This is a genomic window from Akkermansiaceae bacterium (assembly GCA_019634595.1).
Lineage (GTDB): Bacteria > Verrucomicrobiota > Verrucomicrobiia > Verrucomicrobiales > Akkermansiaceae > Luteolibacter.
This window is the reverse complement of sequence record JAHCBC010000002.1, coordinates 1,096,441-1,110,138: the sequence shown is the minus strand read 5'-3', so window position 1 is coordinate 1,110,138 and position 13,698 is coordinate 1,096,441. Positions and strand designations below refer to the sequence as shown.

The following is a 13,698-nucleotide window of genomic DNA, read 5'->3' as shown; positions in this document are numbered from 1 at the left end:
CTCTGCGGCATGATCGCCCGATTGCGCGGAACCGTCCTCGAAGCCTACCCGAACCGTCTGGTGGTGGACGCGGGTGGTGTGGGTTACGAGGTTTTCGTCCCGCTCTCCACCTTCGACAAGCTGCACGCCTCCGAAGGCACCCGGGTGGATCTCCGCACCCACCTGCATTTCAGCCAGCTCGGCCAGAAGCTGTTCGGTTTCGCCACCGAGGAGGAACGGGACATTTTCCTGCTTCTCATCGACCGGGTGAGCGGTGTGGGTCCGACGATGGCGGTCGCCGTGCTCAGCGGCATGGAGCCGAACCGGTTCAAGCAAGCGGTCGTGGCGGGAGATACCGCCGCGCTTTCCAAACTCAAGGGCGTGGGGAAAAAGACCGCAGAACGGATCGTCCTGGAACTGAAGGACAAGGTGGGCGTGGTCGATACCTGGACGGATGCCGCATCCGGGTCCGTCAGCGCCGCCGCCGCGGATGCCGAACTGGCATTGATCGCCCTGGGTTACAAGCAGGTGGATGCACGCAAGGCGGTCCGCAAGGTGCTGGACACGGATCCTGCGGCGACGACGGAAATCCTCATCCGCGGATCGCTGAGAACGCTCCAGGGCTGATCAGCCGAAGATCCGCTCGAACGCCCACCACGAACCGATGCCGGCGATGCCCAGGCAGGCGGCCAGACGCACCCAGCGATACGCCGGTGTCCGGTTCCAGCCGATGGTGAGAATCCACGCTCCCGCCAGCAACGCCGCCTGTGCGGCCTCGACGCCAAGGTTCGCCATCAACAGGGACGGCAAAAACCCTTCTCCCGGCTTCAACCAGACAGAGAGCGCCCCTGCGAAACCCAACCCGTGGATCAACCCGAAGCCGAAGACGATGGCCAGCCTCAGCCGTCCGTCCGCCTCCTTCGATGCGCGGAGGTTTTCCAACGCCACCGCCACCAAACTCAAGGCGATGACCGGCTCCACCCAGTTTCCCGAAACCTTGACGATGCCCGCAGCGGCCAGTCCCAGCGTGACGGTGTGCGCGGCGGTGAAGGCCAGCGATTGGCTGAGAAGCGGACGCCATTTCCTGCGGTAGAAGAAAAGACCGAGAACAAACAGGACGTGATCCCAGCCTTCGGGAACGACGTGGAGGAAGCCCTGGCGGAATGAAGTCAGCAAAGCACCGCGTGTCTGCGGTTCCTCCGCGACGCCGCCCCCTACCGTCCCGCTCGCTCCCGGCTCCAAAGTGAGGTAGCCGCCGTCCGCCCCGGCGGTTTTCAGGATGAACGTGGGACGCCCCTCACCCGCCGCCCATTTCAGGATGACGGGCTCCGCCAGCGGAACGACGGGATCGACCTGGATCCGCAGGTAGGCGCCGTTCGTGAGCAGGACGGGAAAGGCCGGAGGATCCGAATCGAAATCGATGAAGGTCGCCTTCCATTCCACCGCTTGGTCGGCTGCCTCCACCGACAGGCACTCCCGCAGATAGCGCTCCGCTTCAGCGCGCAGCGCGGCCCATCCTTCCGGTCCCCGGTCCAGCAGCCACTGGCGGTCCGGCGCGGCGGCCACGGGATCCTCACGGATGGCGGGCACGGCGAAGCCCGCCTCGAAAAGCACCTCCATCGACCATGCTTCCGGCGTCCCCTTTGACTCCGCATAGAGCTGGGTGACGACATGCGCGGACGCGGACGCCACCAAGGCCAGCCAACATCCGAAAAACAGCGCGAGCCGTTTCACAATGCTGCTCCCGGATTTGGTCCCATAGGTGCGGCCAACATACACAGCCGCACGATGGCGATCACCAGCCAGATGAACATGACCACCGATATTCCAAACTCGATCGTCGTCGCCACCAACACGTTCCCGATGTGTTCTCCAAGAGCATCCACATCCCCTCCGCCCGCGCCGAGAGCCCTGAAGGCACCTTTCATTCCGCTCATGGTCGCCACCATGGCGACGACAGGCGAAAGGATCATCAGAAGGAAACCGACCGCAATATTCCAAATCCAGAAGCTCCGCTTTTTCCGACAGACGGGATCAACATGGACCACGGCGGCGGAGGGCGGAGCTTCCATCGGGAATCGTCAGCTAGGCGGAAAACCTCAGGACGTGACGCGCATCGGCATCAGCACGTAGAGGAAGGAACCCTCGATGCGCAGGACGCCGGGGCTCATCTCATCGATGAGGTCGAGATAGACGTCGTTGCTGTCCAGGGCGCGCAGCGGGGCCTGGAGGAACTCCGGGTTGAAGGCGATCTGGATGCGCGGGCCGTTGTAGGCCACATCCATCGACTCCTCCGCCTCACCAACGTCCGGGGAGTTCGCGGTGATCTGGATGTTGTTCTCGCTGAAGACCATTTTGACCGAGTTCGACTTGTCGGAGGACAGGAGGGAAACGCGGCGCACGGTTTCGAGAAGCGCCTCACGGGCGATGATGACCCGCTCGTTGCTGTCGCCGGGGATGACCTGGCGGTAGTTCGGGTAGTTGCCCTCGATGAGCTTGCTGGCGAGGAAGTTGTCGCCGACCTGGAAGGAAATCTGGTTGTCGCTGAGCTTCACGATCACGTCGCCCTCGTCACCGAGCAGACGCTGCAGTTCCTGCACCGCCTTGGTCGGGATGATGACGTCCGTCTCATGGGAGGCCGGGAACTCGAGATCCGTATCGACCATGGCGAGGCGGCGGCCATCGGTGGCCACCAGGGTCAGCTTGCCCTCGCGGAAGGAGGCGAAGATGCCGTTGAGGACGTAGCGGGTCTCGTCCGTGGAGATCGCGTAGGAAGTCTTCTTCAGGCCGTCGCGGAGATCCTTCTGGGGGATCTTGAAGGTTTTCGCTCCCTCGAAGTCCGGCAGCGGCGGGAATTCCGCTTCACCCAGGCCGATGATCTTGAAACGGGAAGGACCGCTCTTGATTTCCGCGTGGTTCTTCGAATCCACGGACACCTCGACCTCGCTGGACGGAAGCTCGCGGACGATGCTCACGAGGCGCTTGGCGGGAAGCGTGGTCGCACCTTCCTTCTCGATCTGCGCTTCCACGGATCCGGTGATCCCCACATCCAGGTCCGTCGTGGTGAACTGCAGGCGGCCTCCCTTGGCCACCAGCAGCACGTTGGAAAGAATCGGGAGGGTCGTGCGCGAGCTCACGACGTGTTGGACCTTCTGCAGGCCATCGAGGAACGCTTCCTTGGAAATACGGAACTTCATGGAGAGAAAACTACGGATCGAGTTGGCCCGTAGTTTCCGTTTTCAACCTTTCTTGGCAAGTCTTCTGTTGGAAATCCGGAGGTACTTCCGCGTCCTCCGGCATCCCCCCGGCTCAGCGCCGGAGCTGGGCCTCGATCCGGTCCACGACCTGCCTGACCTCGCCCTCCTCCTTCATCCGGCCAGCCACCTTTTTGCAGGCATGGATGACGGTCCCGTGGTCCCGTCCGCCGAATTGCTCGCCGATCTCCATCAGCGAGACCTTCGTCATGCTCCGGCTGAGATACATGGCCACCTGGCGGGGAAAGGCGATGCTCGCCGGACGGCGGCGGCTGGTCATGTCCGCCACCCGGACGTCGAAGTGCTCGGCGACGGCTTTCTGGATGGAGTCGATGGTCACCTGCCGGCCCGCTTCTTCACGGAGCAGGTCCTTCAGGAGGTGCTCCACCTTCTCCACACCGACGGATTCCCCGGCCAGGGAGGCGTAGGTGGCCACCCGCATCAGCGCGCCTTCCAGGCGGCGGACGTTGGTGCGGATCCTTTCGGCGAGGAATCCCAGCACGGTCTCGTCCACGCGCACCTTCCAGTCGGCGACCTTCTTCTTGAGGATGGCCATCCGCGTTTCCATGAGCGGCGGCTGGATCTCGACGGTGAGACCGCACTCGAAGCGGGAAACGAGGCGTGGCTCCAGGCTCTTGATCTCGCAGGCCGGGCGGTCGCAGGTGAGGACCACCTGGTTGCGGCCGTCCAGCAGGGTGTTGAACGTATGGAAAAACTCCTCCTGGGAGCGGTCCTTGCCGGCCAGGAACTGGACGTCGTCGATGAGCAGGACGTCGGAGCTGCGGTAGCGGCGGCGGAACTTCTCGATGTCACCCTTGCGGACCGCATCGATGAACTCGTTGGTGAACTTCTCGCAGGTGAGGTAGATCACCCGGGAGGTCGGGTTGCGGCGCAACAGCTCATGGCCGACCGCCTGCATGAGGTGGGTCTTGCCGAGACCGGGACCGCCGTAGATGAAGAGCGGGTTGTAGCCGATGCCGGATTTCTTCGCCACCGCCTCGCACGCCGCATGGGCGAACTGGCTGTTGCCACCGACCACGAAGTTGGAGAACCGGAACGAAGGATTCAGCCCCGCATTCTTGATGCGGCGCTCCAGTGCCTCACCCTGTTCTTCCGCGGTCTTCGCCGGCGCCCGATAAACAAACTCCCCTGCTTCAGGTGCGGCGGACTCCGGTGCCTCCGGGGAGGCTCCACCCACCACCACCTTCACCTCGCGCAGATCAGCGAAAGCCTGGCTCAACGCCATGTTCAGCTCCGGCATGTAATTCGTCTCGATCCAGACCTGGTGGATCTCACCCGGAACGGCCACCGTGCCCACACCATCCTCCAGCCCCTGCCATTCGGTGGCGCGGAACCAACGCTGGAAAGCATCATTGCCGACCATCGAGCGCAGCAACCCACACGCACGCTCCCAACCGCCCTGTACGGCGGAACCCTCATCGGAGTATCCTGTTAGATCATTCTCTTCGACCGATACTCCCTGCCCTTCCAACATGATGCTTTGGTATGAAAAATTTTGAGTTTCTTTGCGGCGCACGCTTCGTTTCGGAAGCCCCTCGAGCGCTGCTGGGGCACCATCATGCAGACCCATCCGGCACAGGGAAAATTTTTTTAGAAAACCCATTCAGGACACCTGCTGGAGTCCGGCATTCCACAAGCGTTCCACGGCTAAATTTTTTTAAAACTTGATCTCCCGGATACTAAAGCAAACCAAAGCATCAAGGTCTTCAAACTCCGATCCCTTCGCGTAAATCTCTAACAGAGAGAATCCTGCATGTGACGGATTCGCCATTCAATGAGCAAGCGGGCGGGCCGTCAGGCAACCACCGGCGCGGATCCCAAGGTTCTTCAACGATCTACGACGTCCACCGTATTCACTAGAACAGTGGTCGGTCCCGCAGTGAACTCCGGTTTCCGTTTCCGCTTCCTCCACCCGCGCGGAATGGGGAAGCAAAGCGCGACTCCCACGGTCACCAGAGTGCCCGCCATGATCCGCCACGTGAACGAGATCATCGGCAGCCACGGAGGATTCTTGTACATCTCCCCGCCGGTGATCATCTTCCAGATGTCGTTCGGCAGATTCGTCAGCAAGCCGACCACCAGGAAGCCGCTGAGCATGGCGATGAGGTTGCCGGTGCAGGTGCCCCGCTTCTTCGTGAGCATGCCCACAAGGAAAATCCCCAGCAACGAACCATAGGTGTAGCCGAAGGAACCAAGGACGATCGGGATGATGCGCAGCTCCGGGTTCTTCAGCTTCACGAAGGCGGTGCCGATGCCGATGAGCGCCAGGAGCACGGAGAACACCACCGTGGCCTTCTTCGCGGCTTTCATCTGTTCCTCCGAGGTGGCATGCGGCCGGAACACGCCGACGTGCCAGTCCTTCGTGTAGGTGGTCGCCAGTGCGTTGAGTGCGGTGGAGAGCGAACCCATCGCGGTGGCGAAGAGACCGGCGGCAATGAGGCCCCGCAGGCCCGGCGTGAGGTCATGGACCATGAACCAGGCGAAGATCCCGGGATCCCCTTCGGGGGCGCGCGTCGGGTTCATCTCGTAGAAGCGGTAGATGAGGATGCCGATGGCGAGGAAACCGACCACCACCGGCAGGTCCACCAGACCGGAGACGATGACGGCCCGCTGGCCTTTTTTCGCGTCCTTGGAGGTAAGCATGCGCTGCACCATGTCCTGGTCGGTGCCGTGGGTGGCGAGGGTGGTGAAGATGGAACCGAGCAATGCGGCCCAGATCGTGTATTCCTGGGACAGGATGAAGTAGATGGATTCGCCGATCGATTTGTGATCCTCACGGATACCCGTATCGATCGCCACCGGCGTGGCGACCGATGAGGCGAAACCTTCCCAGCCACCGGTTTTCCCGAGCAGCCAGAAGAACACGTAGAACGCCGCACCGAACATCAGGGAAACCTGGATGAGGTCCGTCCAGACCACGGCCTTGATCCCGCCGAGGGTGGTGTAGATGGCGGTCAGGAAGGTGATGAGCACCACCGCCCCCGCGTAGATGAACATCTCCTGCACGAAGCGTTCCTCCTTCGGCATGGCCATGAATTCCGGATGGACCACCTCCCACGCCAGCACCAGCAGGATGGCCGCGACGAAGATCCGCGAACCGCTGGCCAGGGAGCGGGTCAGCAGGAACACAAAGGACGCCAGCCTCCGGGTCAGGCGGCCGAAGCGGATCTCCAGGAACTCATAGATGCTGACGACGTTGTATTTGTAGAACGGCTTGATGAAAATGGCGGCGACCAGCAACCGGGCGAGGATGGTGCCGATGACAAGCTGGGCGTAGATGAAATTCCGCTTCGCGAACCCCTCCCCGGGCGTGCCGAGGAACGTGCCGGCGGAGATCTCCGAAGCGAGGATCGAGGCGAGCACCGCCCACCATGGCATGGAGCGGTCGCCCAGCGCGTAGGACTCCATCGTTTTCTGCCCCCTGGCCGCGTACAGGCCAATGCCGATGATGACCGCGAAATAGACGCCGACGATGAACAGATCCAACCCGAATTCCGACATGCCCGCCAACCTAGGCTTCCGCACCGCCGTTCCAAGCTAATAAGCGGCATTTCCCATGCCGGGTTGATCCGCATTTCCCGTACATTTGCCTTTCCGCCCCCATCCGGAAACGGCATGGTCTCCACCGATGTCGGAAGCTCCCAAACTCGTTCGTGACGATCCTTGGCTGACCCCCCACCTAGCCGCCATCGAGGGCAGGATGAACCACTTCGCGGCAACCCTCGCGGACATCCGGCGCACCTCCGGCTCCCTGCCCGCCTACGCCACCGGCCACAAATTTTCCGGCATCCTCCACAATGCGGCGTCCAACCAGTGGATGGTCCGCGAGTGGGCTCCGGCGGCGAAAGGCGTCTTCCTCACCGGCGACTTCAACGGCTGGAACCGGGAAAGCCACCCCCTCGCCCCGTCCAGCGGCGGCGTCTGGCAGCTCCGCCTGCCGGGTGACGCGCTCCAGCACGGGCAGCGGGTGAAGCTGCACGTCATCGGTGCGGACGGCAGCCGCCGCGACCGGATCCCCGCCTGCATCCGCCGCGCGGTCCAGGATCCCTCCACCAATGACTTCAGCGGCCAGATCTGGAACCCGCCCCAGGCCTACGAATGGAAAAACGGATTCGATCCCTCCACGGTTGGTGCTCCCCTGATTTATGAAACGCACGTCGGCATGGCCGGGGAGGAGGCGCGCGTCCACACCTACCGGGAGTTCGCGGACGGCATCCTGCCGCGCATCGTCAAGGCAGGCTACAATGCCGTGCAGATCATGGCGGTGCAGGAGCATCCCTACTACGGCTCCTTCGGCTACCACGTCTCCTCTTTCTTCGCCGCCTGCTCCCGCTTCGGCACCCCGGAGGACCTGAAATACCTCATCGACACCGCCCACGGCATGGGCCTGGCGGTCCTGCTGGACGTCGTCCACTCCCATGCGGTGAAAAACACCGCGGAGGGACTGAGCGACTTCGACGGCTCCGGGAACCAGTATTTCCATGCGGGGGAACGCGGCGACCACCCGCTGTGGGACTCGAAATGCTTCGACTACGGAAAGCCGGAGGTCCGCCAGTTCCTGCTCTCCAATCTCCGCTACTGGCTGGAGGAGTTCCGCTTCGACGGCTTCCGCTTCGATGGCGTGACCTCGATGCTCTACCACTCCCGCGGCGACAAGGCGTTCAACACCTACGACGACTACTTCGGTGCGGATGCGGACGGCGACGCCATCCTCTACCTCCAGCTCGCCAACCAGCTCATCCGGGAGATCAAACCGGGCGCGATCGTGGTGGCGGAGGACATGTCCGGCATGCCCGGCCTCTGCAAGCCGCTGGAGGACGGCGGCATCGGCTTCACCCACCGCCTCGCCATGGGCATCCCGGACCACTGGATCAAGCTGCTGAAACACAGCCGCGACGAGGACTGGGACATGGATGAGATCTTCGGCATCCTTGCGAACCGGCGGTACGGGGAAAAAACCATCGCCTACGCGGAAAGCCACGACCAGGCGCTGGTGGGGGACAAGACCCTCGCCTTCCGCCTGATGGACCAGGACATGTACCACCACATGGGCCTGGAGGACCGCAGCCCGGTGGTGGAGCGCGGCATCGCCATCCACAAGCTCATCCGCCTGATCACCCTGGCCGTGGGAGGTGAGGGCTGGCTGAATTTCATGGGCAACGAGTTCGGCCATCCGGAGTGGATCGACTTCCCGCGGGAGGGCAACGGCTGGTCCTACCACTACTGCCGCAGACAGTGGTCGCTGATGGACAACCCGGAGCTGAAATACCACTGGCTGTCCGACTTCGACCGCGCGCTCATCACCCTGGCCAAAGAGACGGACCTGCTCGCCGCCGCCCCCGCACAGCATCTCCATGTGGACCGGGAGCGGAAGATCCTCTGCTTCGAGCGGGCGAACCTCGTCTTCGTCCTGAGCTTCTCCGTCAGCCAATCCGTCTTCGATTTCACCTTCGCCGTCCCCGGGACGGAAACGCGGAAACTCGTCCTGGACAGCGACGCACGGGTCTTCGGCGGCCACGGCCGGGTCGATCACTCATTCGACTATCCGGTGGATGCGGATGGCCGGCTCCATGTCTATATTCCATCGCGCACCGGACTGGTGTTCGCGAAAATGTGAAAATGGACCACCTCCCCGTCATCCCCGATCCCGACCAGCCGGGCCACAAGATCGCCAACGCGATCCTGAAGTTCCTCGGCAAGATCCCCGAAACCAGCCAGTCGGAAAGCATCACTCCCCATCAGAGCGCGCAGGCGATCGCGAACTCCGCGGCCGCGAAAGCGGCGGCAGCCGCTGGTGCACTGGCCCTGCCGCCCGGCCCCATCGGCTGGCTGACCATCCTGCCGGAGCTGCACACCATGTGGAGGATCCAGACCCAGATGGTCGCGGACATCGCAGGGGTTTATGGAAAAACCGCCGCCCTTTCCCGGGAGCAGATGGTCTATTGCCTGTTCCGCCACGGTGCGGCCATGGCCGTGCGGGATGTGGTGGTCCGAGTGGGTGACCGCTATCTGGTGCGCCAGCTTTCGCCGAAGGTGCTGGAAAAGATCGCCAAGAAAATCGGCGTGAAGATCACCCAGAAATCGCTCGGCAAGGCCGTCTCCCGCTGGCTGCCGGTGGTCGGTGCTCTGGGTGTGGGCGCGTATGCCTTCTACGACACCGTGAAGGTCGCGAAGACGGCGATGGAGTTGTTCGAGCATGACATCGACGTCGAGCCTCCACCAGAGGGCAAAGGGCCACCGCCGCTGCCGACCAGAACCCTCGAACTGGAATAGCCGGGACGTCTGTCCACAGGGGTAGCGTAACGGCTGCGCCGTTACGGTTGGGAAAATTCACGACGATCCCCACTGCTCCGTTCCGTGAAAAGATGGCACCGATGGGTCATTGGTATCGGAAGCCCTCACCCATCCACCCAGCCGTGATGGCGCAGCCATCACGCTACGGAAGAACGGACCTCTCCGGCCTATTGCTTCCCCTTCGCCGGCTCTCCCTTGAGCAGCACCGCCCCGTCCCTGAGCCGCACCAACGGTTCCTTCTTGTTGTCCGTGACATTCCCTTTCTCCACCCAACCGGTCGTTTCGGGGAAGCGGAGCTGGATGTTCATCCCGCAGCCTGTCATCCGGTTGCCTCCGATGATGCAGGAGTTCCCTTTGTTGATGTAGATGGCGGCGTCCGTGCAGTTGATGAAGACATTGTTCCGGATCACCCCCCAGCGATGTTCCAGCGAGCGGTCGTGATCCCGGAAGTAGGCCGCGCCGGTGCCGCCACCGCCGAACGACGCACCGATGAAGCAGTTCTCGAAGCGGTTGCCCTCGATGATGGTGTCCATCGAGTTCCCCTTGGTGAACGCGCCATAGGCTGGCCCGCCGTTTTTCTGCACGTTCACGAAGCGGTTGTTGCGGATGACCCAGTCCTTCACGGCCACCCCGTCGATCCCCTCCACCACGCTGCGGGTGCCGCCGGTCTTTTTCGTGAAGCCGATGTCGCAGTCCTCCACCAGCAGGCGGTCCGGGTAGTGGCCCTTGTCCGGATCACTGGTGCCCTTGACCCCGGACTCGCCGTGATCACGCATCACCACGTTCCGCAGGACGCAGTCGGTGGAGGAAGTGTTGAGCTTGAAGCCATGGTAGTAGGAATTCCGCACCGTCAGGTCCCGGAACGTCCACTTCGGGGAATCGGTGAGTTCAAAGATCATCTGCACCGACTTGGCGTCCTGCCCGTCACCCTCGATGATGACATCCTCCGGCTTTCCCGTCGCGCCGCGCACCGTCACCGGCCCGGGACGTCCGGTGATCCAGATCCTGGAGTTGCCGGTGATGCGGTATGTCCCCTTCGCGATGACGATCTCATCCCCCGGCACCGCGGTCACGCAGGCATTCTCCAGAGATTTGAAATCCGCCACCTCATGCACCGCCGCGAAAGCGGATGCGGCGGAAAGGAGAAACAGGCGGATGGCTCTCATAGGGTTTCGTGTTCGCTGCTGGCGACGAGGCCCTTCCCGTCCTGCAGGTTGAAGTAATAGACCTTCGTGCCTTCCGGCAATTCCGCCTCCACGCGGCCGTCACCGGGCGTCGCGGCGATTTCCTTCCACACGCGCTTCTGCCACTGGCCTTCGTCCGTGGTGTAATTGAGCGCCGCGGAAACCATCTTCCCGCCTCCGGTCCATGCAGCGGAAACCTTCCGGCCATCCCTCGCACCGAGCGTGACCTTCGCCATGGCCGGGCCACCCTTCAGCACCGCGTCCGCCATCGCGTGGATCTCCGCCGGAGCCTCCCCCGCCGCTCCGTGGCCGTGCGGCATGCGCGGCCGGATCGCGAGGAAACGTTCGCCCTGCGGCAGTTGGTAGGACCGCTGGAGGGAGTCCATGGGGAAGGCGAAGTCATTCGTCCCTGTGACCCACAGCATGGGCATCTTCGCCTGCGGCAGATGCGCGGAGGGATCCCAGTTCACCCGCCACTTCTCCTTGTTCTCCGGCCCCATCTTTCCGAACGCGTCCAGCCAGGCGGAATTGTCCGTGAGGAATCCACATCCGTACACGGGCACGGCGAACTTGAAACGGTCATCCACACCCGCGGCGATGCACGTCAGGTAACCTCCCCACGAGATGCCGGTGATGCCCGTCTTCTCCGCATCCACCCCGTCCTGCGCCCGGATCCATGAATGGGCCAGCATCACGTCCGAAACCGCGTGATAGGTCCACTGGTCCTTCAGCGGCTTGTCGATCTGGTCGAAGCCCCCCCACCCGGGAGGTCCACCCATCTCGTGGCGCGGATGGTTCCGGTAGCCCCCACCGCTGACCGAGCCACAGGTGTCCATCGAGATCGCCGCATAGCCGCGGTCCACCCACAGCTTCACCCATGAGGAGAATGCCGAGCCGCCGCCACCATGCACCAGCACCATCGCGGGCACCTTGGCTCCGTCCGGGGATTTCGGGATGCCGTAGTAGGCGAAAAAGCGTGTCTTCTTCCCATCATGGTCCGGCCCATCGATGAACACCGCCTTCACTTCACCAACCGCCTTGTCCGGCAGTGCGTGGGAAACAGGCACTTTCTTCAGCTCATCGACCGGCCACGGCGAAGCGGCGGCAACCACCGCGAATCCCAACCAGGCGAGCAAAGCAACGGTCTTCATCAGGCCTCTAGGATCTTGATCTCACCCTTGTGGCTTTTCTCGAATGCGTGCATCCGGTTGCCGTCGCCGTCGATGAGCTGGACCAGGATCCGCTCGTCGTTCACGTGGATGTGGTTGAAACCCAGGATCTGGCGGGAGAATCCGCGGCCGGTGTCCGTGATCTCATAAAGCCTGGCGCCTCCACCTCCGGAAACAAGGAAGCTGGGTTGGTAGCCCTCCACCTGGAGGTGCTGGAGGTTGTGGTCGTGCCCGGAGAGATAGAGGGAGATCGGGTTTTCCTGGAAGTAACCGCCCCAATTCTTGATCAGTCCCTGGTTGTCCTTCCGCTTCGTCGTATCGGAAAAAACCGGGTAGTGGCTGACGACCCATGTCCACTTCGCCTTGGTTTCCTTTTTCAATTCCGCCTCCAGCCAGCGTTTCTGATCGACCTTTTCCTGGGGAGTCAGCCCGCCCTCGAACGTGTTCGAGTCGAGGTAGATGATCTTCACGAGCGGCTTTCCGGCGGCGGGAAACTCAGTCGCATACCACTTCGCGGGCATCTTCCAGCGGGAGGCGGAGTTTGCCTTCGCATACTCGAGCTGCATGTCGGCCTTCGCCCTCCCCTGCTTGGAATCGTAGGACGGACCGTAGTCGTGGTTCCCCAGGCAGGCGTAAAAGGGGACGTCGAGATGTTCCTTGGAATACATCTCCTCGAATCCCGGACCGAACCGGGCGGGTTCCAGGTGGTTGTAGAAATTGTCGCCCAGCGCGAGGACCGCCGTCAGGGGGCTTCCCAGTTTTCCGGCGAAGTCGTTCATCCGCTCCGCCACCTGTTTCTGCGCGGCGTTGCCGGTGCCGAAGTCTCCGACGGCGAGGAAATGGATGCCGTCTTTTCCGAACTTCAGCTCAGGCACCGCAGCCGCGGAGCGGGAGGGCCACCCCGCACCGAGGGCAGCGCTGCTGAAGACGAGGGTCTTGATGACGTCCCGGCGGCGGAACGAGGGCTGGGCGGAGGATTCTTTCATGGGTTGACAGGAATACTGCCCATCGCCGGTCCACTCTTGCAACAGCTTCGCCCGGATGCCGTCTCCGGGGTCCCTGGATTTCGTTCCCGGGCGGGAACCGGACCGGGAACAGCGCCTGATTTTCCCCACACATGGTATTCACAAAAATACAGCCGATTTAACAATGCTTTGCCAAACCGGCGGAGAACGCCATAGTTGCGCCCATGAAATTGGCTCTCCAGATGACCGCCGCGGGCTGCACCGCGCTGCTGCTCGCGAGCTGCGGTTCCACGGGATCCACGGCCAGCAACAACAATCCTTCCGGAACCGGACCGTTCGACAGCCGTGGCAACTACATCGAGGAATGGGCGGACAATCCTTCCAAATGGAAACGCGGCGGATCCTCACCGGGTGACGCGCTGGTCATGAATGACGAGCCACCGGCGGACTCCGTGCCGATCCCGACCGCGGCAAACACCCGCCAGCCCGGCAACATCTCCCCGACCCCGGTCGTTTCGAGACCGACCCCGGTGAGAACCACAACCAGCACCTCTTCCTCCACCGCCCGCAAGCCTGCCGCCACCACGGCGTCCACCAAGCCCAAGCCGAAGGCCACCGTGGCGGCGAAAAAGCCTGCCGCGAAGCCGGCTGCCTCCCGCTACACCATCAAGAAAGGCGACACCCTTTCCGCCATCGCCGCCCGCAACAAGACGTCGGTCGCCGCCCTCCAACGGGCGAACGGCATCAAGGGTTCCCTGATCCAGCCGGGCAAAGTCCTGGTGATCCCCAGGTAACAGCCGCCGCTTCCGGAGAACTCCGGAACGGCACGAAA

The 13,698-nt window shown here is 62.8% G+C and carries 12 protein-coding genes; 4 read left to right on the top strand and 8 right to left on the bottom strand.

What is annotated here, in order from left to right; all coding sequences use genetic code 11:
* Positions 1 to 9 precede the first annotated feature (9 nt).
* Entirely contained in the window at positions 10 to 606 is a 597-nt protein-coding gene (gene ruvA, locus KF712_10580) for a Holliday junction branch migration protein RuvA (GenBank protein ID MBX3741427.1), read from the top strand.
* On the opposite strand, the gene KF712_10575 is transcribed toward ruvA, so the two are convergent.
* The 5 genes from KF712_10575 to KF712_10555 all read right to left on the bottom strand — a co-directional run bounded on the left by KF712_10575 (position 607) and on the right by KF712_10555 (position 6,755).
* The gene (locus tag KF712_10575) at positions 607 to 1,713 is read right to left on the bottom strand and encodes a HupE/UreJ family protein (protein MBX3741426.1); all 1,107 of its coding nucleotides are present in this window, start codon (positions 1,711 to 1,713) and stop codon (positions 607 to 609) included. It abuts the gene before it with no gap.
* Positions 1,710 to 1,952: a hypothetical protein gene (locus KF712_10570; GenBank protein MBX3741425.1), complete on the bottom strand. Its 243-nt coding sequence runs from the start codon at positions 1,950 to 1,952 to the stop codon at positions 1,710 to 1,712. The genes KF712_10575 and KF712_10570 overlap by 4 nt, the downstream gene beginning before the upstream one ends.
* A gap of 126 nt (positions 1,953 to 2,078) precedes the next feature.
* Positions 2,079 to 3,176, bottom strand: coding sequence for a DNA polymerase III subunit beta (gene dnaN / locus KF712_10565; GenBank protein ID MBX3741424.1), 1,098 nt, complete (start codon positions 3,174 to 3,176; stop codon positions 2,079 to 2,081).
* Positions 3,177 to 3,288: 112 nt separating this feature from the next.
* A complete protein-coding gene (gene dnaA / locus KF712_10560) occupies positions 3,289 to 4,728 on the bottom strand; it encodes a chromosomal replication initiator protein DnaA (GenBank protein ID MBX3741423.1) in 1,440 nt (479 codons plus the stop codon).
* Positions 4,729 to 5,081: 353 nt separating this feature from the next.
* Positions 5,082 to 6,755, bottom strand: a complete 1,674-nt coding sequence (locus KF712_10555) for a sodium:solute symporter (GenBank protein MBX3741422.1) — start codon at positions 6,753 to 6,755, stop codon at positions 5,082 to 5,084.
* A gap of 127 nt (positions 6,756 to 6,882) precedes the next feature.
* Between KF712_10555 and KF712_10550 the strand changes: the two genes are divergently transcribed.
* Both KF712_10550 and KF712_10545 read left to right on the top strand, forming a co-directional pair.
* Positions 6,883 to 8,871: an alpha amylase C-terminal domain-containing protein gene (locus KF712_10550; GenBank protein MBX3741421.1), complete on the top strand. Its 1,989-nt coding sequence runs from the start codon at positions 6,883 to 6,885 to the stop codon at positions 8,869 to 8,871.
* A gap of 2 nt (positions 8,872 to 8,873) precedes the next feature.
* Complete coding sequence (locus KF712_10545; GenBank protein MBX3741420.1) at positions 8,874 to 9,527, top strand: hypothetical protein; 654 nt, start codon at positions 8,874 to 8,876, stop codon at positions 9,525 to 9,527.
* A gap of 188 nt (positions 9,528 to 9,715) precedes the next feature.
* Here the strand turns inward: KF712_10545 and KF712_10540 are convergent, their stop codons facing one another.
* The 3 genes from KF712_10540 to KF712_10530 are packed head-to-tail and all read right to left on the bottom strand — an operon-like array spanning position 9,716 to position 12,887.
* A complete protein-coding gene (locus KF712_10540; protein ID MBX3741419.1) occupies positions 9,716 to 10,714 on the bottom strand; it encodes a right-handed parallel beta-helix repeat-containing protein in 999 nt (332 codons plus the stop codon).
* Positions 10,711 to 11,883, bottom strand: a complete 1,173-nt coding sequence (locus KF712_10535; GenBank protein ID MBX3741418.1) for a prolyl oligopeptidase family serine peptidase — start codon at positions 11,881 to 11,883, stop codon at positions 10,711 to 10,713. Before KF712_10535 ends, KF712_10540 begins: the two co-directional genes overlap by 4 nt.
* Positions 11,883 to 12,887 (bottom strand): metallophosphoesterase, encoded by a 1,005-nt coding sequence (locus KF712_10530; GenBank protein MBX3741417.1) that lies wholly within the window; start codon positions 12,885 to 12,887, stop codon positions 11,883 to 11,885. The genes KF712_10535 and KF712_10530 overlap by 1 nt, the downstream gene beginning before the upstream one ends.
* 203 nt (positions 12,888 to 13,090) lie before the next feature.
* Here KF712_10530 and KF712_10525 point away from each other — a divergent pair, with 203 nt between their 5' ends.
* A complete protein-coding gene (locus KF712_10525) occupies positions 13,091 to 13,660 on the top strand; it encodes a LysM peptidoglycan-binding domain-containing protein (GenBank protein MBX3741416.1) in 570 nt (189 codons plus the stop codon).
* Positions 13,661 to 13,698 lie beyond the last annotated feature (38 nt).

Excerpts from the sequence above, each read along its gene's own strand:
- ruvA (MBX3741427.1), top strand. The coding sequence starts at position 10 with ATGATCGCCCGATTGCGCGGAACCGTCCTCGAAGCCTACCCGAACCGT.
- KF712_10570 (MBX3741425.1), bottom strand. The coding sequence starts at position 1,952 with ATGATCCTTTCGCCTGTCGTCGCCATGGTGGCGACCATGAGCGGAATG.
- dnaN (MBX3741424.1), bottom strand. The coding sequence starts at position 3,176 with ATGAAGTTCCGTATTTCCAAGGAAGCGTTCCTCGATGGCCTGCAGAAG.
- dnaA (MBX3741423.1), bottom strand. The coding sequence starts at position 4,728 with ATGTTGGAAGGGCAGGGAGTATCGGTCGAAGAGAATGATCTAACAGGA.
- KF712_10555 (MBX3741422.1), bottom strand. The coding sequence starts at position 6,755 with ATGTCGGAATTCGGGTTGGATCTGTTCATCGTCGGCGTCTATTTCGCG.
- KF712_10550 (MBX3741421.1), top strand. The coding sequence starts at position 6,883 with ATGTCGGAAGCTCCCAAACTCGTTCGTGACGATCCTTGGCTGACCCCC.
- KF712_10545 (MBX3741420.1), top strand. The coding sequence starts at position 8,874 with ATGGACCACCTCCCCGTCATCCCCGATCCCGACCAGCCGGGCCACAAG.
- KF712_10540 (MBX3741419.1), bottom strand. The coding sequence starts at position 10,714 with ATGAGAGCCATCCGCCTGTTTCTCCTTTCCGCCGCATCCGCTTTCGCG.
- KF712_10535 (MBX3741418.1), bottom strand. The coding sequence starts at position 11,883 with ATGAAGACCGTTGCTTTGCTCGCCTGGTTGGGATTCGCGGTGGTTGCC.
- KF712_10530 (MBX3741417.1), bottom strand. The coding sequence starts at position 12,887 with ATGAAAGAATCCTCCGCCCAGCCCTCGTTCCGCCGCCGGGACGTCATC.
- KF712_10525 (MBX3741416.1), top strand. The coding sequence starts at position 13,091 with ATGAAATTGGCTCTCCAGATGACCGCCGCGGGCTGCACCGCGCTGCTG.